This is a genomic window from Serratia sp. P2ACOL2, from assembly GCF_003691565.1.
In the GTDB taxonomy this organism is placed as follows: domain Bacteria; phylum Pseudomonadota; class Gammaproteobacteria; order Enterobacterales; family Enterobacteriaceae; genus Serratia; species Serratia liquefaciens.
Map to the genome: position 1 here is coordinate 4,642,199 of NZ_CP033162.1, position 23,723 is coordinate 4,665,921.

17 protein-coding genes are annotated in these 23,723 nt (G+C 57.4%); 6 read left to right on the top strand and 11 right to left on the bottom strand.

Translation table 11 applies throughout. The annotated features are described in order from the left end of the window. Nucleotides 1-103 precede the first annotated feature (103 nt). From EBA31_RS22355 to EBA31_RS22365, 3 genes are all read right to left on the bottom strand, one after another. Entirely contained in the window at nucleotides 104-1,087 is a 984-nt protein-coding gene (locus EBA31_RS22355; RefSeq protein WP_115060513.1) for a substrate-binding domain-containing protein, read from the bottom strand. Nucleotides 1,088-1,250: 163 nt separating this feature from the next. After that, nucleotides 1,251-2,672: a sugar porter family MFS transporter gene (locus EBA31_RS22360; protein WP_020828670.1), complete on the bottom strand. Its 1,422-nt coding sequence runs from the start codon at nucleotides 2,670-2,672 to the stop codon at nucleotides 1,251-1,253. 19 nt (nucleotides 2,673-2,691) lie between these two features. Further along, on the bottom strand, nucleotides 2,692-5,982 hold the full coding sequence (locus EBA31_RS22365; RefSeq protein ID WP_122080254.1) for a DUF5107 domain-containing protein: 3,291 nt from the start codon (nucleotides 5,980-5,982) through the stop codon (nucleotides 2,692-2,694). A gap of 107 nt (nucleotides 5,983-6,089) precedes the next feature. Here EBA31_RS22365 and EBA31_RS22370 point away from each other — a divergent pair, with 107 nt between their 5' ends. Together EBA31_RS22370 and EBA31_RS22375 are read left to right on the top strand one after the other, a co-directional pair. Further along, a complete protein-coding gene (locus EBA31_RS22370; protein ID WP_020828672.1) occupies nucleotides 6,090-7,292 on the top strand; it encodes an ROK family protein in 1,203 nt (400 codons plus the stop codon). Between the two features lie 38 nt (nucleotides 7,293-7,330). Further along, a complete protein-coding gene (locus EBA31_RS22375; protein ID WP_041414972.1) occupies nucleotides 7,331-7,936 on the top strand; it encodes a transglycosylase SLT domain-containing protein in 606 nt (201 codons plus the stop codon). A gap of 63 nt (nucleotides 7,937-7,999) precedes the next feature. Here the strand turns inward: EBA31_RS22375 and EBA31_RS22380 are convergent, their stop codons facing one another. After that, nucleotides 8,000-10,165, bottom strand: coding sequence for a YgiQ family radical SAM protein (locus EBA31_RS22380; protein WP_020828674.1), 2,166 nt, complete (start codon nucleotides 10,163-10,165; stop codon nucleotides 8,000-8,002). 182 nt (nucleotides 10,166-10,347) lie between these two features. Here EBA31_RS22380 and EBA31_RS22385 point away from each other — a divergent pair, with 182 nt between their 5' ends. Next, nucleotides 10,348-11,235, top strand: a complete 888-nt coding sequence (locus EBA31_RS22385; RefSeq protein ID WP_122080255.1) for a PfkB family carbohydrate kinase — start codon at nucleotides 10,348-10,350, stop codon at nucleotides 11,233-11,235. A gap of 38 nt (nucleotides 11,236-11,273) precedes the next feature. On the opposite strand, the gene EBA31_RS22390 is transcribed toward EBA31_RS22385, so the two are convergent. Beyond that, a complete protein-coding gene (locus EBA31_RS22390) occupies nucleotides 11,274-12,533 on the bottom strand; it encodes a nucleoside permease (RefSeq protein ID WP_122080677.1) in 1,260 nt (419 codons plus the stop codon). 81 nt (nucleotides 12,534-12,614) lie between these two features. Beyond that, nucleotides 12,615-13,436 (bottom strand): xanthosine phosphorylase, encoded by an 822-nt coding sequence (gene xapA, locus EBA31_RS22395; RefSeq protein ID WP_020828677.1) that lies wholly within the window; start codon nucleotides 13,434-13,436, stop codon nucleotides 12,615-12,617. A 151-nt stretch (nucleotides 13,437-13,587) separates the two neighbouring features. Here xapA and EBA31_RS22400 point away from each other — a divergent pair, with 151 nt between their 5' ends. Continuing rightward, nucleotides 13,588-14,484, top strand: coding sequence for a LysR family transcriptional regulator (locus EBA31_RS22400; protein ID WP_122080678.1), 897 nt, complete (start codon nucleotides 13,588-13,590; stop codon nucleotides 14,482-14,484). Between the two features lie 16 nt (nucleotides 14,485-14,500). On the opposite strand, the gene ftsP is transcribed toward EBA31_RS22400, so the two are convergent. The 3 genes from ftsP to parC all read right to left on the bottom strand — a co-directional run bounded on the left by ftsP (nucleotide 14,501) and on the right by parC (nucleotide 19,415). Then, nucleotides 14,501-15,916 (bottom strand): cell division protein FtsP, encoded by a 1,416-nt coding sequence (gene ftsP / locus EBA31_RS22405; protein WP_020828679.1) that lies wholly within the window; start codon nucleotides 15,914-15,916, stop codon nucleotides 14,501-14,503. Between the two features lie 132 nt (nucleotides 15,917-16,048). Further along, nucleotides 16,049-16,783, bottom strand: coding sequence for a 1-acylglycerol-3-phosphate O-acyltransferase (locus EBA31_RS22410; RefSeq protein ID WP_020828680.1), 735 nt, complete (start codon nucleotides 16,781-16,783; stop codon nucleotides 16,049-16,051). Nucleotides 16,784-17,141: 358 nt separating this feature from the next. After that, nucleotides 17,142-19,415 carry a DNA topoisomerase IV subunit A gene (gene parC / locus EBA31_RS22415; protein ID WP_122080256.1) on the bottom strand — a complete coding sequence of 758 codons (2,274 nt, stop codon included), beginning with the start codon at nucleotides 19,413-19,415 and terminating at the stop codon, nucleotides 17,142-17,144. A 315-nt stretch (nucleotides 19,416-19,730) separates the two neighbouring features. Here parC and EBA31_RS22420 point away from each other — a divergent pair, with 315 nt between their 5' ends. Next, on the top strand, nucleotides 19,731-20,312 hold the full coding sequence (locus EBA31_RS22420; RefSeq protein WP_020828682.1) for an NAD(P)H-dependent oxidoreductase: 582 nt from the start codon (nucleotides 19,731-19,733) through the stop codon (nucleotides 20,310-20,312). Nucleotides 20,313-20,471: 159 nt separating this feature from the next. Continuing rightward, nucleotides 20,472-20,780, top strand: a complete 309-nt coding sequence (locus EBA31_RS22425) for a putative quinol monooxygenase (protein WP_020828683.1) — start codon at nucleotides 20,472-20,474, stop codon at nucleotides 20,778-20,780. Between the two features lie 27 nt (nucleotides 20,781-20,807). Here EBA31_RS22425 and EBA31_RS22430 read toward each other — a convergent pair whose 3' ends face one another. Further along, the gene (locus EBA31_RS22430) at nucleotides 20,808-21,704 is read right to left on the bottom strand and encodes a LysR substrate-binding domain-containing protein (RefSeq protein WP_046372605.1); all 897 of its coding nucleotides are present in this window, start codon (nucleotides 21,702-21,704) and stop codon (nucleotides 20,808-20,810) included. Nucleotides 21,705-21,784: 80 nt separating this feature from the next. Further along, nucleotides 21,785-23,680, bottom strand: a complete 1,896-nt coding sequence (gene parE / locus EBA31_RS22435) for a DNA topoisomerase IV subunit B (RefSeq protein WP_020828685.1) — start codon at nucleotides 23,678-23,680, stop codon at nucleotides 21,785-21,787. Nucleotides 23,681-23,723 lie beyond the last annotated feature (43 nt).

The following is a 23,723-nucleotide window of genomic DNA, read 5'->3' on the forward strand; positions in this document are numbered from 1 at the left end:
ACAAGGACAGCGCGGAAGAACCGGAGCGTACACAGAGTACGTGAGGATTCTGAGCACTGCCCAGGGCCAAACGGACAAATAAAATAGCCTAATGGAATAGGCTCTAAGGTAAGCCGTCTTTGTGAGTCGTCAGCCAATCAGTAGCGCTCTGCGACGAGGCGTAGAGATCGATCGGCACCTGCACCACCTTTTGGCCGACCGGCCGCTGGTTGATGGCGTTCATCGCCTGAGTAAAGACCAACGCCCCCATTTTCTTGCCCGAGATATCCACCACCGCCTGCAGTACCTGACGGTTCACCAGTTCCTGTGCGATTTCGGTGGTCATGTCCGAGCCGAATACCACCGTTTGGCCGACCTTGTTCTGGTTGCGCACGGCTTTAACCGCCCCGAGCGTAGCGCCGCCGGATTCGCCGAAAATGGCATCGACTTTCCCGGAGGAAATCAGCAGTTTCTCGCCGACCGATATCGCCTTGTCCAGCACGGTGCCTTCCTGATTAGCGACGATTTTCATGCCCGGTACTTTCGCTTTTAACGCCTCTTCAAATCCTTTACGCCGTTGCACGCAAACTTCGAAGGCTTCGCAATTAATAACGGCGATTGCAGGCTCGGTTATTTTCTTTTCAATGAAGTAATCGGCGGCGGTATTACCCAGTTTTTTGCCAAACTCGTAGGGATCGCCGACCAAATAGGCATAAACATATTTATCTACGCCTTTCTCATTAATGCAGGTGTTGTAACAAATCACCGGAATGCTGGCTTCGTTGGCACGCTTGATGGCCCGCACGCTGCCATTCACCGAAACGGCGGAAAGCACGATGGCATTCACGTCGCGCGCAATCATGGTATCGATAAACGAACTTTCTTTAGAAACATCCCCCTGCGCATTGGTTTCTATGATTTCAATTTTCCCTTTGTCCTTGGCGGCGCCGTCTTGCACGCCCCAGCGGACCCCGGCGTAATACCCCTGGGTATCGAGATAAATAGCGCCGATGGCGGTTTTGTCGTTTTTAGCCTGTGCGCCTGCACTGAAAATAATCAGGCCCCCGGTAATGGCTAACAGCACGTGTTTTATTTTTTTTAGCAACATCGTTATTCTCCAGTTAATGTTCATTAACCTCTTGCTGCCTATTTTTATTATCCCGCCTGAAGGCTTTACCGCTGTTCGCCCTCAGGCGGAGCACAGACTCATTACACTAAATGATCAAACTGATTACTTACCGCCACAGGATCACGCATTAAACTAAACAGGGTTAAGTAAACTTTTTCTCCCTGGCGCGATCCGTACCTGCTGCACTGAGCTGTTCTTCCAGTGCTTCCAGAGTAATGCCTTTGGTTTCCGGCACTCTGGCGTAAATGAACCCCGCACCGGCCAGGCAAATGACGCCATACAACAGGAAACTGCCCGCTGCGCCTAATGCGGCATTCAGCAACGGGAAGCTATAGGTCAGAACAAAACAGGCCACCCACAGCGCAAAGGTGCCGGCGGCCATGGCCGCTCCGCGAATGCGATTGGGGAAGATTTCAGACAGCAGTACCCAGGTAACGGGGGCAAGCGTGACGGCATAGATAGCGATGGCGACCAACACCAGTAACAACACCGGCAGCCCCAGCAAACCATAGGCGTAAGCCGCCGCCATCAGCAGGTAGATCACCGTTAATCCACAGGCACCTATCAGCATCAGCCGGCGTCGGCCAATGCGATCCACCAGCGGTAAAGCCAGCAAGGTGAAGATCAGGTTGATCAACCCGGTGGCGACGATCGACTTCAACGTATCGTTAATATCGAACCCTGCCGACGCGAAGATCTCCTGCGCATAGTTAAAGATCACGTTGATACCGCACCACTGCTGAAATATCGCCAGCACAATGCCTATCACCAACACCGGCCGTACATCGCTGCGCAGCAGCGCACTGAGCGGCACCTTGCCGCTATCCTTGTCCAGCGTTTGACGGATCTCCTTTAGCGTTTGCTGCGCATAGCTTTCATTGCCGATGCGTCGCAAGACCTTCTGCGCCTGCTCGTGGCGGCCGACCTTCGCCAGCCAGCGCGGCGACTCCGGCACTGCCAGCATCAGCAGCAGGAAGGCCAGCGCCGGTACCAGTTCGGCGCCAAACATATAACGCCAGCCAACCTGTCCGTTCCAGCTGGCCAACAACTCCGCCTGACCGGCATTGGCCGCCACCGGATCGGCGATCAGCAGGTTGATCAACTGCGCTGCCAATACCCCGATCACAATGGTCAATTGGTTCACCGCAACGAAGCGACCCCGCTGTGCCGCCGGGCTGATTTCGGCGATATACACCGGCGACAGCGCCGAAGCCAGGCCAATGCCGACCCCGCCGACAATGCGGTAAATGATAAAGGCGTCAAAACTGGTGGCCACGGCGGTGCCCCAGGCCGAGATCACGAAGGTCAAGGCGGCAATCGCCAGCGGCAGCTTGCGGCCAAAACGATCCGACAGCAGGCCCGAGATCACCGCGCCGAAAATACAGCCCACCAGCGCCGAACTCATCGCCCAGCCTGACTGGGCGGGATCGGTGATGCCAAAATAGGCCTCGTAGAAAGGCTTGGCCCCGCCTATGACCACCCAGTCGTAGCCGAACAACAGGCCACCGCAAGCGGCGACCAGGCAGATAGTCCAGACATAGGGCATGTTCAGTTTATTCGTCACATTGGTCCCCTTTTGGGCATCAGTTGGCTAAAGTCTCGGCCAGCACGGTGAATAAACGCGCTTTGTCATGCGCAGGATTTATCGCCAGCAGCTCGCTTAACGTTTGCTGCGCTGCGGCTAACTGCCCTAACCCCAGTTGCGCCAAAGCCGTCACCAGCAGGCAGTGCTGTTGATGCGCCTGTTGCAGGTCATTGTCCAACGCCATCAAATCCGGCAGCGAAACGGCAAAGAAATCGGCGCCAGGCGACACTGCAGACTGCTGGCTTGCCCATTGCTGCATTTGGGTGAACTGCTGTTCGGCCTGTGTTGACTGCCCCAGTTGCTTGAGCGCCATGCCGCGATAGAACAAATAATCCACCGGTTGGTCGTTGTAGTAGCGACTTTCAGCCAGTTCGCTGTGCCCCGCGCAGGCCCGTTGCCAATAGCCGGCGGCCGCATCGAGCTTGCCTTGTCGCGCGGCGCAGATACCCAGCCAATAGTAGATATCGTTGTCGCTTTGCCCGGCCAGGCGACCTTCCCCCAGATTCTGCGGGTAGTGCAATGCCGCCTGCAGCAACTCATGCGCCTGCTGCGGTTCCCCCCGTTGCAATGCCTGGAATGCCAGCCGCTGCAGGTTGATCAGATACTGACCGGTCACTTTGCCTTCACCGCCTTCCCACGGGTGGAACTCACGCTGTTGCAGGATCCGCTGCGCATCGCTCAGCCGACCGCATTGGTTGTAAAGGCTCAGTAATTCGGCGGTCAGGTCGTCCCGCCGGGCCACTACCGGCAAATGTTGCTCCAACATCGCCAGCCGCTGCCCAGGCGCAGTACCCAGGCGCTTGTTTAGCTGATCCAGTTCGAACAGCAGGCGAGCGTCATCAGGCTGCAGGGCAAAAGCCCGCTGCAGATGAGCCAGCGCCACATCATGCTGTTTGAGCTTATTGAAGGCGTAGATCCCCAGATTGCGCCAGGCATCGGCAAACGTCGGTTGCCGCTCCACGCATTGCTGCCACAGCGCTACCGCCTGTGGATAGTTGCGTTTGCTGTAATGGAAACAGGCCAGCAGATACTGCGCAAAATCGCACTCCGGCAGTTGGCTTAGCATATGCACTTCATTCAGGGTATTGGGGAAGCGTACCTGCCGGGCAAAGCCGTTGCGCGCCTGCGTCAATAACCGTTGGTATTCCTCGTCGCTTACCGCGCCTTTGCGCAGGCTGGCCAACATATAGCGCGGCAAGGTTTCCTGGCTGTCCAACAGCGTCAATAATTCAATCGACTGTTCTTTGGCTCCCCATTCACCAAGTTGGCCGGCGATGGTCAACGCATTGATCCCGCGGCAGCCGGTCACCGCCTTCAGGCGTTGCAGATCGGCCTCCGCGCGGGTTTGCGCATAGCGCAGGTAGTACAGGCTGTAATGCAACGGACGGGCGACAAGCTGGTCATCGATGTAGTCCAGGCTCTGTGTCCCTTTCCCCAAGCGTTGCAACAGCAGCGCCTTCAGGGCAATCAGCGGATAATGGCTGGCGTTCACGCTCAGGCTACTTTCACAAAACTCCAGCGCCTGCTGATACTCCCCGCGCCGCGCCGCAATTCGCGCCAGGCCATAGAAACCGCCCGGTTTGCCATTACCGCTCCAGATGGCACGGTAGAAATCTTCGTAGGCGGCATCGTCGTTGCCCAATTGTTCCTGAGCGCAGGCACGGATCAGACTGGCTAACCCGCACTGTGGGTTACGGTTAAGGTTGTGGGCCCGCGCCAGCGCGTCATCCGCGTAGGCAATGGCAGGTTTAAAATTGGCGCGGTTATATTCCAGCGTGGCCAGTGCCAGATTGCAGCGGTAATCAAGAGGATCCAACGCCAGACCCCGCTGGTAGTAATCGAACGCCGAACGGCTGGCGTGGTGATACTGCTCCAGATGCTGGCCGATAAACCAGGCCTCATCGGCACTGGCGATCTGCTCTGCCGCCAACGGTGCCCTGGCAGGCTGCGGCAACTCGGCGCTTTCACTCGCCTGATGCTGGCGATAGCTGAGTACACAGCTGCCCTGCGCGTCCTGCAATTCAATCGTCAGGCGACCGGAGAAATCGCCGGTCATGGTCTCCAGCAACGCCGCACCTGGGGTGAGATCGACACGCCGGTCGAGCAGCAGCTGCTGGTCGCTGTCGCTGCGGATCACCAAGCGGTGCTGTGCCAGTGGCGCGACCGCATACAATCCCCACACCAGCTGCCGCCCGTCGCTTTCCAGTTTTAGCGCTGCACGAGTGTTGGCGTTCTGCACCATGCCCAGGGTGTTGTAGGGCAGGAAATTCTGCACGAAGCATTTTTCTTCGTAGGCATCGAGCCAGGTGAAATCCGGTTGGTTATCGGTGTAAACCCCGGTCATCAGCTCAATGTAAGGACCGTTATTGTCGGTCAGGCTGCGATCCCAGGCCTGACCAAATTCGCCGTGGCCCCAGCTCCACTGTTTCTTGCCGGGCGACACGTGGCGATCGGCGATATGCAGCAACCCGCCCTGCTCATCGTGGCTGTAAGCGCCCACAAAGTCATAGTCCGACTTATGCGCCATGTAAGACGTCGGTACCGGGATATTCTTGTAGCGCGAAATATCCACACCGGCCGAATAATCCACCTTGTAGTAGGTGCCGGTGGCAATAGGGAACGAAGAGACATCGCGCTTGCCATGGTCAAAAACGGCGGTCACATCCGGCGGGAATACGCTCTGGTGATCGTCTCCACCTTTCACCGCCGGGTTGGCCCACCACAGGAAATGGCGCGGCGTCGGGTTAGGGTTAAAAATCTTGGCGCTGATTTCAATCAGCGCGCGGTCAGGATACAGCGTGAAACCGGCCATCACCTGCAGCCCGCGCATCGGCTCCACCTCCCCCAGCCAGACGGTCTGCGCCCCGTTATCGTGCTGCTGGATCTGGCAGTCCACCGGCATATAGGTGGTCGGACGGTGGTGTTGCGGCCAGTTGAACTCGATCCCCCCTGAGATCCACGGCCCCAATAACCCCACCAGCGCCGGTTTCACTACCTCGTTGTGATAGACAAAATCGCGCTGCTGCACTTTGTCGTAAGCCCGATGAATACGCCCGCCCAGTTCCGGCAACAGCATCACGCGCAGGTAGTCGTTTTCCAGATATACCGCCTGATAGCGACGCAGAGATTTTTCACCGCTCAGGGTGTCAATAACGCCATAGGGATAAACCGCACCGGACGATCCCTGATAGACGCGGTTTTCCAGGAACATCGGGTGCGAATCCTGCTCGCCCGTGCCGTAAGTGGGTAATTCAACCTGCTCTTGCCAAACCTTGACTGTCCCGTGCATGTTTTCCTCACTAAAAATACTGAAGGTTGCTTTTCAGGCAGTCTAAATGACAGAATCGGCTACTTTACGCGCTACCATCACGCAATACAGTAAACGGGGTTTAATGAATGGCATTGCAAGGGTTGAATAACCAACGGGTGCGCAATTTTAATAAACGGGTGCTGTGCGCGTTGCTGTATCGGGAAAAGGTGGCCAGTAAATCGACGCTGGCGCGGCTTTCACAGCTGTCTATTCCTGCCGTCGGCAAAATTCTCGATGAGCTGCAGGAAGAACGCCGGGTTGAACACGACCAGCAGAATTTGCACCGCCGCGGTTTGGGCGGCGGCAGTTACCGCATCGCTGCCTCTGAGCAACGGATCCTGTGCCTGAACGTGTCGCCCTATCTGATTGAAAGCATCGTGGTGGATGGCCTGATCACGCCGTGCAGCGCCTTCACGCCGCAACCGATCGTTGCCACCACGCCACAGGCGATGCTGCAGGAAATGGTGCAGATCTATCACCTGCACAGCCGACAACAGGGGATGCCGCTGAAAATAGCGCTGTCGATCCACGGCCAGGTAAACCCGCTCACCGGGGTGTCGCAGCGCATGCCACAGGCCCCCTGGGAAGGCCCGGTGGAGATAAAATACCTGCTGGAAGAGCGCCTGAAGACCGAGGTCCTGCTGGATAACGACTGCGTGATGCTGGGGCTGGCAGAAAAGTGGCAAAATAACGCTAACGCGCAGGACTTCTGCGTGATTAACGTCGATTACGGCATCGGCTCGTCGTTCGTGATCAACCAGCAGATTTACCGGGGCAGCCTGTTCGGCAGCGGCCAGATTGGCCACACCATCGTCGATCCCGATGGTGGCCTGTGCTCCTGCGGCCGTTACGGCTGTCTGGAAACCATTGCATCACTGTCGGCACTGAAGAAAAAAGCGCGCATTCAGCTAAAAGTCACCCCCAGAGCGCAACACGAAGGCGAAAGGCTTAAAACCCCCACCACCGCCGAGCTGATCGCCCGCTATCATCAAGGGGACCCCGCGTTGCAAGTGTTGGTGCAACGCGCCGCCCAAGCGATTGGCCTTAGCCTGTATAACTTCCTTAACATCTTAAATATTAACCGTATTTATCTTTATGGCCGCAGCTGTGGCTTTGGTCAGGCCTGGCTGGAGACCATCATCAGCCAGACCGGGTTCAACCCCTTCGATCGTCACGATCAGATCCAGACTCAGGCCACGCATATCGGCTTTGGCCAACTCACGCGCGCGCAGCAGGTGATGGGAATTGGCTATCTGTATGTCGAACAGGCACTGACGGAGATGCTATGATGCCGACTTTTATCCCAGCAAAAACAATACGGAGCACCATGAAACCCACCCTACGACACTGGTCGCGCGCAGGCGTGATATGCCTGATGCTGATCCTGGCCGGTTGTTCCAGCAAAAAACCGCGTACCAGCTATGATGCTCATGCCTTTGACGACGCGATTGAGGATGCTGCGGATAAATACGATGTCGATCAAAAACTGATCGCTGCGATGATCAAGGTCGAGTCCGGTTTTAACCCGGCGGCAATCAGCCGCTCCAATGCTATCGGGTTGATGCAGTTGAAAGCCGACACCGCCGGCTGTGACGCCTATCGCTACAAAGGGAAACGTGGCTGTCCGGACGACGACGATCTGCTGGATCCGGATACCAATATCGACCTCGGCGCAGCCTATCTGGCCGTGTTGCAAAAACAGCAGCTTAAAGGCATCGACGATCCTGTCACGCTGCGTTATGCCACCATCATCGCCTACGTCAACGGCACCGGTGCGCTGCTGCGGACCTTCTCCAGCAACCGCCAGCAAGCCATTTCGATGATTAACAATTTGTCACCGGAAGCCTTTAACTGGCACGTGCGCAAGTATCATCCCGCCCCGCAGGCGCCGCGCCACTTGATGAAGGTAGAAGCGGCCTACGAGCAGCTCTGATTTTCAAAAGCAAAAAAGGAGAACCCGAGGGTTCTCCTTTTCATTTAAGCCAGTGCCGAGCCGTTATGGCTTGCCGTTACGAATCGGCTTGCGCGGCGGCTTGTTGGACGGCGTACGCTGACGGGTGATGTCGGTGTGCTTGGTCAGCGCCGGGCGGGTATGACGCTGCAAGCGCTTGGCTTCGCGCTGTTCGTCAATGCTCGGAGCCGGCACCAGACACTCGCGACGGCTGCCGATCAGGTGCTTCATGCCCATTTCTTCCAGGGCGGTGCGGATCATCGCCCAGTTGGCCGGGTCGTGGTAACGCAACAGCGCCTTGTGCAGGCGACGCTGACGATCGCCTTTCGGTATCACCACATCCTCACTCTTATAACCCACTCTGCTCAACGGGTTCTTGCCGCTGTAATACATGGTGGTGGAGTTCGCCATCGGTGACGGATAGAAGTTCTGCACCTGATCGAGACGGAAACGGTTTTTCTTCAACCACAGCGCCAGATTCACCATATCCTCATCGCGGGTGCCCGGATGCGAGGAGATGAAATACGGGATCAGATACTGCTCTTTGCCCGCCAGCTTGGAGTAATGGTCAAACAGCTGTTTAAACCGGTCGTAGCTGCCCATGCCCGGCTTCATCATTTTCGACAGCGGGCCTTCTTCGGTGTGTTCCGGCGCAATCTTCAGGTAGCCGCCAACGTGGTGGGTAGCCAGCTCTTTGATATAGCGCGGATCTTCCACCGCCAGATCGTAACGCACACCAGAGGCGATCAGGATCTTCTTGATGCCCTCCAGCGAGCGCGCACGGCGATACAGCTTGATGGTCGGTTCGTGGTTGGTGTCCATGTAGGTGCAGATTTCCGGGTACACGCACGAGGCGCGGCGGCAGGTCTGCTCAGCGCGCGGGTTGGTACAGCGCAGCATGTACATGTTGGCGGTCGGGCCGCCCAAATCGGAGATCACACCGGTAAAGCCCGGTACTTTGTCACGAATTTCTTCGATCTCGCGAATAATGGAGTCTTCCGAACGGCTCTGGATGATGCGCCCTTCGTGCTCGGTGATCGAACAGAATGAACAGCCGCCATAGCAACCGCGCATGATGTTGACCGAGAAGCGGATCATGTCATAGGCAGGAATGGTTTCCTTGCCGTAGGAAGGGTGCGGAATACGCTGGTACGGCAGGGCAAACACGCTGTCCATTTCCGGCGTGGTCAGCGGGATCGCCGGTGGGTTGATCCACACGTAACGGTCGCCGTGCGACTGCATCAGCGCACGGGCACAGCCAGGGTTGGTTTCATGGTGCAGAATGCGCGAAGTGTGCGCATACAGGACCTTGTCGGCCTTCACCTTTTCAAATGACGGCAGCAACACGTAGGTTTTTTCCCACGGCTTGGGCTTGGCGGCGCGCACGGTGACCGGTTTGGCCTCCGGCTCCGGTTTACCGCCGTCAGCACACGGCAGATCGTCGCCGTAAGGGTTCGGGATAGGCTCAATGCGGCCCGGCTTGTCCAGACGGGTAGAATCCACCCCGGTCCAGCCCGGCAACGCACCCTTGCGCATCACCGCGGTGTTGCGGATGTCGTGGATCTCGCTGATTTTCTCGCCCGCAGCCAGGCGGTGCGCCACTTCCACCAGCGGACGCTCGCCGTTGCCGTAAATCAGCATGTCAGCTTTGGAGTCCACCAACACCGAACGGCGTACGGTATCAGACCAGTAATCGTAGTGAGCGATACGACGCAGGCTGGCTTCGATGCCGCCCAGCACGATCGGTACGTCTTTATAGGCTTCTTTACAGCGTTGACTGTAAACCAGCGTCGCGCGATCCGGACGTTTGCCGCCCACGTTGCCGGCGGTGTAGGCATCATCGTGACGCAGTTTTCGATCGGCGGTATAACGGTTGATCATCGAGTCCATGTTGCCGGCGGTGATGCCGAAGAACAGGTTCGGTTTGCCCAACCGCATGAAATCTTCTTTATTGCTCCAGTCCGGCTGCGCAATGATGCCGACGCGGAAGCCCTGCGCTTCCAACATGCGGCCGATGATCGCCATACCAAAACTCGGGTGGTCGACATAGGCGTCACCACTGATAATGATCACATCGCAGCTATCCCAGCCCAGTTGATCCATCTCTTCGCGCGACATCGGTAAAAATGGCGCGGTGCCATAACATTCGGCCCAATAAGGCTTATAGGAAAACAATTCACGATCGGGTTGGATCAGGCTGGTAGTGCTCATTCTGGTGCTCTTTCACAGGTTAATTAATCGCCGGGCGGCGATTATACGCACTAGTGACAAAAAGAGCATGGTTATTTCACGCCTTCACCACAGCATCTCGGGCTTCCCTCTCGACTCCACGCGCCTGCGCGGTCATCATAGCGCATTCTGTTCGGCCCACCGGCCGACAGCGGAGGAGATCAATGAGTGAGTTTTTAGCAGTAAAACCGATTCTGGCCCTGGGCAGCGCGATCGTTGAGGTGACGCTGACGCAGGAGCAAAAAATAGGTGGCTGCGCGTTTAATGTTGCGCGGGCGCTCAAGCGCCTGCAGGTCCCGGTGCTCAACGGTATGCCGGTCGGCAATGGAGTATGGGGCGCGGCGATTGAAGCCGAGATGGAAAGTTTAGGCCTGCAGGTGCTGCTGCGCCATGGCCAGATGGACAACGGCCGCCGTCTGTCACAGATGCAACCCAACGGCGAGTCGCTGTCGGTGATCGAGCCCGGCTGCGAAACCCAGTGGAATAAAGCCCAGTTGGGCACGCTGCCCCTGAGCGAAGACACGCTGATTTACATCAGCGGCGAGCAGTTGGCCGGAGAAAGCGGCGAGGCGGTACGTGAATGGTTAACACGCTTGCCGTTTGACCAGTGGCGGCTGATTGATCCCGGCCCGGGCATCGCTCAATTGGATGAAGATTTCTTTGCCATGCTCAGCGACAGCCACACCCTGCTGACGCTGAACCGAAATGAAGTGGTCACGCTCTGCGGCGCAGGCGATGCGCTCACTCTGGCCCAGCAGTTTGCCACCGCGCACAATATCACGCTGATCTGTCGGTTGGATTGCGATGGCGTCTGGATTTGCCGTGGCGACACCCCGCCGCTCCAAATAGCGGCCTATCCGGTGAACGTCGTCGACACTCTGGGTGCGGGCGACGCCCACTGCGCTGGCCTGCTGGCCGGGCTCTCCGCCGGTTGGCCATTGCCGCAAGCGGTCGATCTGGCTAACCGCGTGGCCGCCTGCGTGGTAGCAACCCAAGGTGCAAGCGACGTGCCAGACTGGCAACAGCTGCAACAGCGTTTCCCCGACGTTTGATGCCTAATGGGCGCGGTTTGCGCGCCCCTCTTCTTTTTCTAATGCGCTCGCTCTACCGGCCCGACATATTCTTCCGGCCGGTGCTGATAGTTGAAGGTCAGCGCAAAAATGATCCCCAGCACCAACGTATACAGCGCGAAGATCAACCAGATGCTCTGCCAATCTTTGACGCCGTCGTGGGTGAAGAAATCCACCACTTCGCCGCTGGCTATCGCCCCCAGATACGCGCCGATACCGTTGACCATGGTCATGAATAGCCCCTGCGCACTGGCGCGGATGCGGCTATCGGCCTCTTTCTCAACGAAGATGGCCCCGGAGATATTAAAGAAATCAAAGGCACAGCCGTAAACGATCATCGACAGCAGCAGCAGCACAAAGCCGAAACCAACCGGGGTCCCATAGGCCAGGAACAGGAAGCGCAGCGTCCAGGCCGCCATGCTGATCAGCATCACCTGTTTGATGCCGTATCGACGCAGGAAGAACGGAATGGTGAGGATAAAGAACACCTCGGAGATTTGTGACAACGACAACAGCACCGCCGGGTATCTGACGCTTATGCTGTCCTGATACAGCGGGTTGCTCGCGAAATCATGCAGGAAGGGATTGCCGAAGGTGTTGGTGATCTGCAGTGCCGCGCCCAACAGCATGGCAAACAGGAAAAACAGCGCCATACGCCGCTGGCGAAACAGCACCAACGCGTCCAGCCCCAGCACGCTGAACCAGCTTTTCGATTTTTCGACGTTGCTGGTCGGGCAATTCGGCAGCGTCAGAGAATAGCAGGCCAGCAACAGTGACACGGCAGAAGCCAGATACAGCTGCATATTGCTCAGCTCAATTCGGCTAAAGCCGATTAGCCACATCGCCACAATAAAGCCCAAGGTGCCGTACACCCGCACCGGGGGGAAATCTTTCACCGTGTCGTAACCGTGCTTTTCCAGGCAGAAATAGGCAATGGCGTTGGAGAGCGAAATGGTCGGCATATACACCATGGCGTTAAACAACATGACCCAGAACATCACCATCGGCTGCTCAACCTGGGCGGCGCAATACAGCGCAAGCGCACCGAACAGATGACAGAGCGCGTACAGGTAATTGGCCCTGATCCAGCGGTCGGCAAGAATGCCCGCCAGCCCCGGCATAATCAGCGCCGCGACGCCTTTGGCGCTGTACACCATGCCCACCTGCAGCCCGCTGAAATGCAGGGTATTAATCATGTAAGATCCCAGCGTAACCAGCCAGGCACCCCAAATAAAAAACTGCAGAAAAACCATTACCTTCAGTCGCGTTTTTATTGCCATCACCATCACCTTATTATTTTGATTAAAACGATGATTCACGCGGCCAGGCCCCTGCACCTCGCCGCGGGGGAATTTGCAGCGTTACCGCGTTTTGAAAAACTCACGGATCAGGCGCATAAAGTCTTCTGCCGCCAGGGCCGCGCAGCTCAGCGTTTGCTCGTGGGACAGTGGCGTATCGGACAGCCCTTCGGCGTAGTTGGTCATCGCCGAAACCACCAGCACTTTCAGCCCGCAATGGCGCGCAGAGAGCACTTCCGGCACGATGGACATGCCGACCACGTCGCACCCCAGCGTTTGCATCATGCGAATTTCAGCCGGGGTTTCGAAGTTGGGCCCGGTGTAAGCGGCAAACACCCCTTCCGCCAGCGGAATACCCACGCGCTGGGCCACCTGCGTCAGTTGAGCACGCAAATCGCGATCGTAGGCATTGGCCAGGCTGAAAAAGCGCGGACCAAAACGCTCATCGTTATCGCCAACCAACGGCGACTCGGGCATAAAGTTGATGTGATCGGTGAGGGCCACCAGGCTGCCCGGCGGCACCGACTGGCGCAACGAACCGGCGGCGTTGGTCGCCAGCAGGAATTCGCAGCCCAACAGTTTGAAGGTACGTACGGCGGTGGTCATCACTTGCATACCGCGCCCTTCATAGTAATGACCGCGCCCTTTCATGCACACGACAGGAACACCTTCCAGCCAGCCGGCAACCAACTGGCCGGCATGCCCCACCACGCTGCTGACCGGGAAACCCGGCAGTTCGGCGTAGTCGATGGTCAGGGTGTCGGTCATCACCTCCGCCAACGCCCCCAAGCCGGAGCCCAGAATCAAAGCCGCCCGCGGTTGGAAGCCCGGCAGGCGGGCGCGGATAGTTTCAGCACAGGAAAAAGCATCTTCTTGATTAAACATAGTATTCTCTTCTGTGGAAGGGTGAAATAATCCCCATAGTAGAGAGCGATGCGCACCGGCGACCAATACATTATTGGCGGCTGATTTATTCCATTCACCTATAAATTGCTCGCATCAGGGGGCCATCATCAACCTAAAGCAGCCACAGCAACTGCCGGATCCCAGCCGGATTAACTTCCGCCTGCTGCACTATTTTCGCGTGGTGGCGGAAGAGATGAACTTCACCCAGGCCGCACTGCGGCTGAACATCTCCCAACCCCCGCTCAGCAAACACATCAAAGAGCTGGAGAGCCAACTGGGCGTAGAGCTGTTCAAACGCACCACCCGCTCGATGGCGCTGACGCTGGCGGGCCGAACCTTGTTTCACAACGTCGAGATGCTATTGGATCAGGCGGGTAATGCACTCAATCAGGTGCAGCAATTGGGGCGTGGCGAAGCGGGCCATATGGTGATTGGCATGGTCGGCACATCGGTGTGGGGTGGGCTGATACCGGCGCTGAAGCGCTTTACCGAACAAACGGCCAACGTCACCTGGGCGTTGAACGAACTGACGCCCAGCCAGCAGATCACCGCGTTGCAAAAGCGTCATATCGATATTGGCGTCTGGCGGGAAGCCAGGGAACAGATACTGCCGGGGCTGGCATGCCAACTGCTGGCACGGGAGAACATTGCGCTGGTGCTACCGCTCGATCACCCGCTGGCACAGGCGGAAAGCCTGCCGCTGGCGGCACTGCGGCATGAAAAATTCATCGTGCTGCCGCCTCATGAGGCCAGTCTGGGGCTATATCTGCACAACCTGTGTTTGCAGCAGGGGTTCAAACCGGATATCGCCTATCAGGTCAACGAACCGCAAACCCTGATGGCGCTGGTGGCCGAAGGCTATGGCATCACGCTGTTGCCGGACAGCTACGGCCGCATTCCGTGGCCCGGCGTGCGTTTTTGCCCGCTGCAGCAGGCACCGTCAGCGGATTTGTACGCCATTTACCATGCCGACAGTGCGACGCCGGTGGTGCAGGCTTTTCTGGCGATGCTGCGTAAGGCGACTTAGCGACGTACCGGCGAATTTACAGCGCCGGCTGCACCATAAACTGGCCTGCGCTGCCGCGATCTGCCATTTCCAGCGTCTGGCTGTAGTAGAGGAACGGGAAATGTTCTGAGGTGGACTGATTGAAGTAAACCAACAGCTCAACGTCTCCGTCGATCCATACCGTGTCTTTCCAACCGCGATCTTCTGCCATTGGCTGCGCACCGTTAACGCGCTTGACCAGGAACTGTACGCCCTGAATGTGGAACGCCTGCGGGGTATCCGCATGGATATTCCAGCGCTCCCAGCTCCCCTGCTGAGTTTGCACATCGATGCGGTTCATGTCCCAGATCGCCCCGTTGATCCCAGCCTGGCTGTCGCCCAAACGGAACTCGCGGGTGCGGCTGACGCTGCCGTCCAACAGTTGATCGGCCAACAGGCGCATCGGCAGGTTATCGGTCACCAACGGCAACAGCCCGGTCGGTTTCAGCGTCAGCACCTGGGTAGAGACCAGAATGCTCGAAGGTTCAAACAAGCCGCGCAGGCGATCCATAATGCCTGCCGCTTCGCCGGCGGTGATCGTCACCTCATCGCCTTTTGACATGTCGATCAGCACTTCACGGCGTTCGCCCGGTGCCAGCGAAAGTTGCTGTACCGCGACCGGCGCAGGTAAAAAGCCCTGATCGCTGGCGATCACGTTGAGCGGTCGGCCGTCACTCAGTTGCAGCATGTAGCGACGTGAGTTGGAAGCATTAAGCAGGCGCAGGCGCACCCAACCGCGGGAAACTTCGATGTACGGATTTTGCACGCCGTTAACCAACAGCGTATCGCCGACAAAGCCCCCCTGTGACGGCGGGTCGTATTCCGGCGTGCCAAAGTTATCGAGGCGCTTGTCCTGAATAATTAGCGGGAAGTCATCTACGCCATAGTGATTCGGCAAAGGCAGCGATTTGCTGACCTCGTCTTCGACCAGCCACAGCCCGGTCAAGCCATTGTAAACATGTGGCGCCATGCGGTTGGGGGTGCTGGCGTGATACCAGCAGGTGGCCGCATTCTGGCGGATCGGCAGCACCGGCGACCAGTCAACGTTGGGAGACATCATGCGCGGCGCGCCACCCATCAACGTACCCGGCACTTGCAGGCCGCTGATGGTCATCGCCACCGGCTCCGGCAGGCGGTTGCTGTAAATCAGCTTTACGTCATCACCGTTGTAAACCCGCACCGTCGGCCCAAGGTACATGCCGTTGATGCCCCACACCGACGCCTTGCGGTTATCCATAAATGCCCAGTGGGCACGCTGTAAGGTTAAAAACAGCGGTTGCCCACGGCGGGATTCCAGCAACGGGGGGACAGGTAACGGGGTCTGCGTTCCGCTCGCCTCAGCCCTCAGCGGCACGGCTCCCGCGCACAGCGCCAAGCCCGATGCCTGAATAAACTGACGTCGACTGAGTGACATATTTTCTCCATGAAAAGCAATGACTAAACCGTGTGCAAAGACCGGGCCCCTGTTAATCAGATTAGCAGGAGCCCCGGCGTTAACGGCATTTGGCGCCGTTTAAAAGTTCATTCTTTGAAGCCGGTAGGAATATTATTTTCCGGCGGCATTGCGCTGGGCGACTTCCGCATCCAGCTCGGCGATTTTCGCCAGCATCAGCTCATGGCAATGGGCCGCCAGCTCACGCACATTTTCTCTACCGTAGCCGCTAATATCGACCGGCTCCAACATTTCGACGATCGCATGACCATTATTCCAACGGTTAAGATTAATTTTACCGCTGGTGGTGGAAACGCAGATGGGCACAATCGGCACCCCGGCGGCGATTGCCGCATGGAATGCGCCGGTTTTAAACGGCATCAGCCCGCGCCCGCGGCTGCGGGTGCCTTCAGGAAACATCCAGATCGAAATGTCGCGTTTTTTAAACTGTTCGGCGACCTGTGCAATGGTGCCGTGCGCTTTGGCGCGGTTATCACGGTCAATCAGCAGGTTACCGGTCAGCCAATACAGTGGACCAAAGAACGGCACCCACAGCAGGCTCTTTTTACCCACGGTCACGGTACGCGGCTGCACCGCTTTGGCGGCGGTCACCATATCGTAGTTATTCTGGTGGTTGGCGATATAAATGCAGTTGCCATTTTTGGCCGCATCGGCCGGTACGCGGACTTCCACCTTCAAACCGAATAACCCGGAAAGGCGGCCAAACAGATGACCGAAGGTCGCCACATGGCGAGGATCGCGCGGGCTGAACAAACAGTAAATAGAACCGAAGATGCACACCAAAATACAATACAGAGTGGCAAGAATGGCACGCAAAATTAATAACATAACAACCTCATTAGCACACTGCCGACACAGCCTGAAACGCTGCGCAGGTCCCTTTTTCACTTCATACTTGGAGTTGCATCTGTGTTGGCTGCGTCCGCGCACCCCAGTCACTTAGTTTACTAAGCTCCCAGGGATTTACGGCCTTGCCGCCTTGATGCAACTCCAATTATTTTGGGTAAACTCATTCTTTGATTGCAGGGGCTGAAAACCTGCCCTGCATTTTTTTGCTATTTTCCCGCCAGCCGGCGATACGCACAATAATTTTATGCAGAGAAATGTTAACTATTTGAAAATAATTGCCGGTGGCGTGAAAAAAAGCGGGCGCAATATGCTGCGCCCGCTGGTTATTCCCTCAGGGTTACTCTTCGCTGTCGCCCGTTGGCGCTCGCGCAGGGGCGTCGATCTCCACGCGATCGATACGCTGCAGGCCGCGTGGCAGTGAGGTGCCTTTACGGCCCCGCTCCGCACGGAACTTCTGCAAATCTTCCGGACGCAGCGTCAGCTTGCGTTTACCCACATGCAGCGTCACGGAAGTCTGCGGCGGCAACACGAACAACCATGTCAGCTTGTCTTCACCGGAGGCGGCCTGCGCCGATGGGATAGAGACAATCTTGTTGCCTTTGCCCTTCGACAACTGAGGCAGATCGGCAACCGGGAACAACAGCATGCGGCCCGCCGCGGTAATCGACAGCAGCATATCGTCGTCGCCGTGAATTTCCATCGGCGCCAGCGCTTTGGCGTTGTCCGGCAGGGTTATCATCGCCTTGCCAGCACGGTTGCGCGCCACCAAATCGTTGAAGGTACAAACGAAGCCGTAACCGGCGTCGGAAGCCATCAGCAGTTTTTGGTCGTCCGCTGCCATCAGCACCTGCTCGATGGTGGCACCCGGCGGTGGCGTCAGCTTGCCGGTCAGAGGCTCGCCCTGCCCACGTGCCGAAGGCAGCGTCAACGGATCCAGCGCGTAGCTGCGTCCGGTGGAGTCGATAAACACCACCGGCTGGTTGGTCTTGCCGCGCGCTGCGCTGCGGAAGCTGTCGCCCGCCTTGTAGCTCAGGCCGCTTGGATCGATATCGTGGCCCTTGGCGCTGCGCACCCAGCCCATTTCAGACAGCACAATGGTCACCGGCTCAGAAGGCACGAAGTCGTGCTCACTCATCGCCTTGGCTTCCGCACGCTCGGTAATCGGCGAGCGGCGATCGTCGCCGTAGGCCAATGCATCGGCCTGGATTTCTTTCTTGATCAAGGTGTTCAGTTTGCGCTCGGAGGCCAGCAGCGCCTGCAGCTGATCGCGCTCTTTGGCCAACTCATCCTGTTCACCGCGGATCTTGAACTCTTCCAGCTTCGCCAAATGGCGAAGTTTCAGTTCGAGGATGGCTTCGGCCTGGGTGTCTGAAATGCCAAAACGCGCCATCAGTACCGGCTTGGGCTCGTCCTCACTGCGGATGATGTTGATCACTTCATCGATATTGAGGAACGCCACCAGCAAACCTTCGAGGATGTGCAGGCGTTTCAGCACTTTTTCCAGGCGGTAATTCAGGCGACGGCGTACCGTATCGCGACGGAACGCCAGCCACTCGGTCAGGATTTCTACCAGCCCCTTGACCTGCGGGCGGTTGTCCAGACCGATCATGTTCATGTTGATGCGGTAGCTGCGTTCCAGATCGGTGGTCGCAAACAGGTGGTTCATCACCTGTTCCAAATCGATACGGTTGGAACGTGGCACGATCACCAGCCGCGTTGGGTTCTCGTGATCGGATTCATCACGCAGATCTTCAACCATCGGCAGCTTTTTGGCGCGCATCTGGCTGGCAATCTGCTCCAGCACCTTGGCGCCGGAAACCTGGTGCGGCAAGGCGGTAATCACCGCGCTGCCGTCTTCTTTCTTCCAAACGGCGCGCATACGCACTGAACCGCGGCCATTTTGATAGATTTTGCGAATTTCGTCGCGCGGCGTGATGATCTCGGCTTCGGTCGGGAAGTCCGGCCCCTGCACGAACTCGAGCAGGTCTTCAAGCGAAGCGCCCGGCCGCTCGAGCAGCTCCACCGCAGCGGCGGCCACTTCACGCACGTTGTGCGGAGGGATATCGGTCGCCATGCCCACGGCAATGCCGGTGGTGCCGTTCAGCAGAATGTTGGGCAGACGTGCCGGCAACATCTTCGGTTCTTGCATAGTGCCGTCAAAGTTCGGCACCCAGTCAACGGTGCCCTGACCCAGCTCGGCCAGCAACACTTCCGCATATTTGGACAGGCGCGATTCGGTATAACGCATCGCGGCGAAGGATTTCGGATCGTCCGGCGCCCCCCAGTTCCCCTGGCCGTCTACCAGCGGATAACGATAAGAGAATGGCTGCGCCATCAATACCATAGCTTCATAACAGGCGCTGTCGCCGTGCGGATGGTATTTACCCAGCACATCACCGACGGTACGGGCGGATTTTTTGAATTTGGCGCTGTTGCTCAGCCCCAGTTCCGACATGGCGTAGATGATGCGGCGTTGTACCGGCTTCAAACCGTCACCGATGTACGGCAACGCCCGATCCATGATGACGTACATGGAATAGTTCAGATAGGCGTTTTCAGTGAATGTGTGCAGCGGTAAACGCTCTACACCGTCATGAGTCAGATCACTCATTACTCAATTATCCTCAGACCGTGGCTTGGCAATCCCTGGACGACAAAGGGTTGATTCTGCCTGCGATAGTAACCCATCAGCAGGGTAGCTGTCACAGATGGCGCAGCAATCATCCGGCGAAGCCGGTGTATCAGGCAGTTTTGTGCAAAATAGCGCTATGCGGTGGCGCATTTATTGACTCACAGTCAACACTGTTGTGCGCTGGATCGCATTTTTACTTGTATTGCTAACGATTACACTGCTTCTCAGCGAAATGTTTCCCGCCCCCGGCGCGGAGAACATCACACATTCTAATTCTGACAGGAGCCGTGAATAATGAGCAATATCCTGATTATCAATGCTAAAAAGCAGTTTGGCCATTCCAACGGCGAACTCAATCAAACCCTGAGCGACGTGGCGGAAAGCTTCCTGCGCGATGTACCGCACCAGGTGCAGGTCACCGTCGTCGACGACGGTTACGACATCGAAGCCGAGGTGCAAAAATACCTGTGGGCCGACGTGGTGATTTATCAAATGCCGGGCTGGTGGATGGGCGAGCCGTGGATCCTGAAAAAATACATCGATGAAGTGTTCACCGCCGGGCACGGCAGCCTGTACGCCAGTGACGGTCGTACCCGCTCAGACGCCGGCAAGAAGTACGGCTCCGGCGGCCTGATCCAGGGCAAGAAATACATGCTGAGCCTGACCTGGAACGCCCCACTGGAAGCCTTTACCGACCCGGACCAGTTCTTCCATGGCGTCGGCGTCGACGGCGTGTATCTGCATTTCCATAAGGCCAATCAGTTCCTGGGAATGGAAGCGCTGCCGACCTTTATCTGTAATGATGTGATTAAACAACCGGATATCGACAGCGACATCGCACGTTATCGCGCGCATCTGACCGAAATTTTTGCTTAACTGATAGGCTATTCCCGAGATAATTCAAGTTGCATCAAGGCGGCAACCAAACGCATCCGCGGGAGCGTACAAGCGGTACGTGACCGGGGTAAATACGGACAGCCAACAAAGAGGCGGCTTGAAGTATGATGGGAATACACGTCAACCAATGAGGTAATGATGATCACCGTAATTGCAGAAATCAAAACCAAGCCGGGCCACCGTGAAACGGTTCTGAAGGCGATTGAGAAACTGGTCCCGCTGGTACTGGCAGAAGATGGCTGTAGCGAATACACGCCGATGATCGACAGCCACACCCAGGCGCCATGGCAGAAGCTGTCGCCGGACTCGGTGTTTATGCTGGAGAAATGGGCCAGTCAGGCGCATCTGGAAAAGCATCTGGATATCGCTCACATGCACCGCCATCGTGACACCATCAAAGACAGCGTGCTGGGCGTGACCATTCACGTGCTGGGCAACGCCCTGTAAGACCGGCTGGGAACAGCCAGTCGTTTTCTACAGCGTCTGCGCATCAATATGCGCACTGACGTAGTCCAGAAAACAGGTAATACGCGCCGCCAACTGGGTATTGCGGTAATACACCGCATTAATCGGTTGGCGCACATCCAGCGTTTCCTGTTCCAGCAAGGGTATCAGTCGCCCCGCACGCTGATCGTCTCGCGTCATAAAATCCGCCAATTGCACTATCCCTTCCCCCCGTAACGCCAACTGACGCAGGGTTTCACCGCTGGAAGCCGAGATTGTCGGGGTAATGGCAAAATGCTGCGCCTGCTGATAGCGCAACGGCCACAGGTTGAGCGACTCCGGCTGGGTGAACCCGAGCAGGCAGTGCTCGCGCAGCGCTTCCACGCTGCCCGGCGTACCATAACGCGCGAGGTATTCCGGGCTGGCGAGAATACGCAAGCGGCTGGAGCCCAATAGACGTGCATGAATGGTCGAGTCCCGCAGCGCGCCAATGCGAATGGCAATGTCGGTGCGCTTTTCCAGCAGATCGATGATCAGGTTATCGGTATTCAGTTCCAGCTCAATCTGCGGATAGCTTTGCCGGAAGCCGGCCACCAGCGGCACGATCACGTGTTCCATAAACGGAGCGGCAGCGTTGACCCGCAGTTTCCCGGCAGGGATCAACCTGCGCAACGCCATTTGCTCTTCGGCATTTTCCACCGAATGGATAATCTCACGCGCGTGGCTGAGAAAATTCTGGCCTTCTTCGGTCAGCTCCAGTCGACGCGTGGTGCGGCGCATCAGGGTCGTATCGAGTTTTTTTTCCAACCGGCTGAGTGCGCGGCTGATGCCGGAGGTGGTCTGACCGAGCTGTTCGGCTGCGGCAGTGATGGAGCCGCTGTCAACGACGGTGGTAAAGGCCAGTAACTCTTCGAGGGTGATTTTCATGCATGCCGCCCAGAGTGGTCGGGTGCCACACGCAGCGCCCCTGCGGAAAGAAGGCCCGGCGGAGAAGCCGGGCCTGACAGTCAGACAGAAAGCTCAGCCATATCGCCTTTGTCCTGCAGCCAGTTACGGCGGTCTTCTGAACGCTTTTTGGCCAGCAGCATGTCCATCATCGCCAGCGTCTGATCGACATCGTCGTCACTCACCGTCAATTGCACCAGACGGCGGGTATTCGGATCGAGCGTGGTTTCACGCAGCTGCAATGGGTTCATCTCGCCCAGCCCTTTAAAGCGCTGAACGTTAGGCTTGCCTTTTTTGCGCTTCAACTGCTCCAGCACGCCGGCTTTCTCTTCTTCGTCCAGCGCGTAGTACACCTCTTTGCCCAGATCGATACGGTACAGAGGCGGCATCGCCACATACACGTGGCCGCCCTTCACCAGCGAACGGAAATGACGCACGAACAGCGCGCACAGCAGCGTGGCGATGTGCAAACCGTCGGAGTCCGCATCCGCCAGGATACAGATTTTACCGTAACGCAGTTGGCTAAGATCTTCGCTGTCCGGGTCAATGCCGATCGCCACGGAAATGTCGTGCACTTCCTGCGAGGCCAGCACTTCGTCCGAAGACACTTCCCAGGTATTGAGGATTTTGCCTTTCAACGGCATGATCGCCTGATATTCGCGATCGCGCGCCTGCTTGGCTGAACCGCCCGCCGAGTCCCCTTCTACCAGGAACAGTTCGGTCATGTTCAGATCCTGCGACGTACAGTCGGCCAGTTTGCCCGGCAATGCCGGCCCGCTGGTCAGCTTCTTGCGCACCACTTTTTTGGCGGCACGCAAACGCCGCTGGGCGCTGGAAATCGCCAACTCGGCCAATTGTTCCGCCGCCTGAACGTTCTGGTTCAGCCACAGGCTGAAGGCGTCTTTCACCACGCCGGAAACGAAGGCCGCGCACTGGCGCGAAGACAAACGTTCTTTGGTCTGGCCGGCGAACTGCGGATCCTGCATCTTGACCGACAACACATAGGCGCAGCGGTCCCAGATATCTTCGGCGGACAGCTTAACGCCGCGCGGCAGAATATTGCGGAATTCGCAGAACTCACGCATCGCGTCCAGCAGGCCCTGACGCAGGCCGTTGACGTGGGTACCGCCCTGCATGGTCGGGATCAGGTTGACGTAGCTTTCGGTCAGTAGTTCACCGCCTTCCGGCAGCCACAGCAACGCCCAGTCCACCGCTTCGGTATCACCGGAGAAGTTACCGACAAAGGCCGCTTCCGGCAGGGTGATCAAGCCGTTGACCGCTTCCATCAGGTAATCGGTCAGGCCGTCCTGATAGCACCAACGTTGCTCGGTATTGTTCAGCTTGTCGATGAAGTAAATTTCAACGCCGGGGCACAGCACCGCTTTGGCCTTCAGCAGGTGGCTGAGGCGCGATACCGAGAAACGCGGGCTGTCGAAGAACTGCTCGTCAGGCCAGAAGTGGATGCTGGTGCCGGTATTGCGCTTGCCGCAGCTGCCGGTCACCGCCAATTCCTGTACCTTGTCGCCGTTTTCGAAGGCAATGCTGTAGACGTTACCGTCACGCTTGACGTTGACTTCCACCCGTTTCGACAGGGCGTTAACCACCGAGATCCCCACGCCGTGCAGACCGCCGGAGAACTGGTAGTTTTTATTGGAGAATTTACCGCCGGCGTGCAGACGACACATGATCAACTCAACCGCAGGTACGCCTTCTTCAGGGTGGATATCCACCGGCATGCCGCGGCCGTCGTCGATCACTTCCAGTGACTGATCGGCGTGCAAAATCACGTCGATGCGCTTGGCGTGACCGGCCAAAGCTTCATCGACACTGTTATCTATCACCTCTTGGCCGAGGTGATTGGGGCGCGTCGTGTCGGTATACATGCCGGGACGACGGCGCACTGGTTCTAGACCGCTGAGTACTTCAATGGCATCAGCGTTATAGCTGGATTGAGTCATCGTTGATTATTTTTTCGTGGTTAAAGGAAGGTGCCGGAACCGT

Coding starts and splice junctions, on each gene's coding strand:
- EBA31_RS22370 (WP_020828672.1), top strand. CDS start 6,090: ATGGCATTGCAAGGGTTGAATAACCAACGGGTGCGCAATTTTAATAAA.
- parE (WP_020828685.1), bottom strand. CDS start 23,680: ATGACTCAATCCAGCTATAACGCTGATGCCATTGAAGTACTCAGCGGT.
- EBA31_RS22375 (WP_041414972.1), top strand. CDS start 7,331: ATGAAACCCACCCTACGACACTGGTCGCGCGCAGGCGTGATATGCCTG.
- EBA31_RS22425 (WP_020828683.1), top strand. CDS start 20,472: ATGATCACCGTAATTGCAGAAATCAAAACCAAGCCGGGCCACCGTGAA.
- EBA31_RS22420 (WP_020828682.1), top strand. CDS start 19,731: ATGAGCAATATCCTGATTATCAATGCTAAAAAGCAGTTTGGCCATTCC.
- EBA31_RS22430 (WP_046372605.1), bottom strand. CDS start 21,704: ATGAAAATCACCCTCGAAGAGTTACTGGCCTTTACCACCGTCGTTGAC.
- EBA31_RS22380 (WP_020828674.1), bottom strand. CDS start 10,165: ATGAGCACTACCAGCCTGATCCAACCCGATCGTGAATTGTTTTCCTAT.
- ftsP (WP_020828679.1), bottom strand. CDS start 15,916: ATGTCACTCAGTCGACGTCAGTTTATTCAGGCATCGGGCTTGGCGCTG.
- EBA31_RS22410 (WP_020828680.1), bottom strand. CDS start 16,783: ATGTTATTAATTTTGCGTGCCATTCTTGCCACTCTGTATTGTATTTTG.
- xapA (WP_020828677.1), bottom strand. CDS start 13,436: ATGTTTAATCAAGAAGATGCTTTTTCCTGTGCTGAAACTATCCGCGCC.
- EBA31_RS22385 (WP_122080255.1), top strand. CDS start 10,348: ATGAGTGAGTTTTTAGCAGTAAAACCGATTCTGGCCCTGGGCAGCGCG.
- EBA31_RS22355 (WP_115060513.1), bottom strand. CDS start 1,087: ATGTTGCTAAAAAAAATAAAACACGTGCTGTTAGCCATTACCGGGGGC.
- EBA31_RS22390 (WP_122080677.1), bottom strand. CDS start 12,533: ATGGCAATAAAAACGCGACTGAAGGTAATGGTTTTTCTGCAGTTTTTT.
- EBA31_RS22365 (WP_122080254.1), bottom strand. CDS start 5,982: ATGCACGGGACAGTCAAGGTTTGGCAAGAGCAGGTTGAATTACCCACT.
- parC (WP_122080256.1), bottom strand. CDS start 19,415: ATGAGTGATCTGACTCATGACGGTGTAGAGCGTTTACCGCTGCACACA.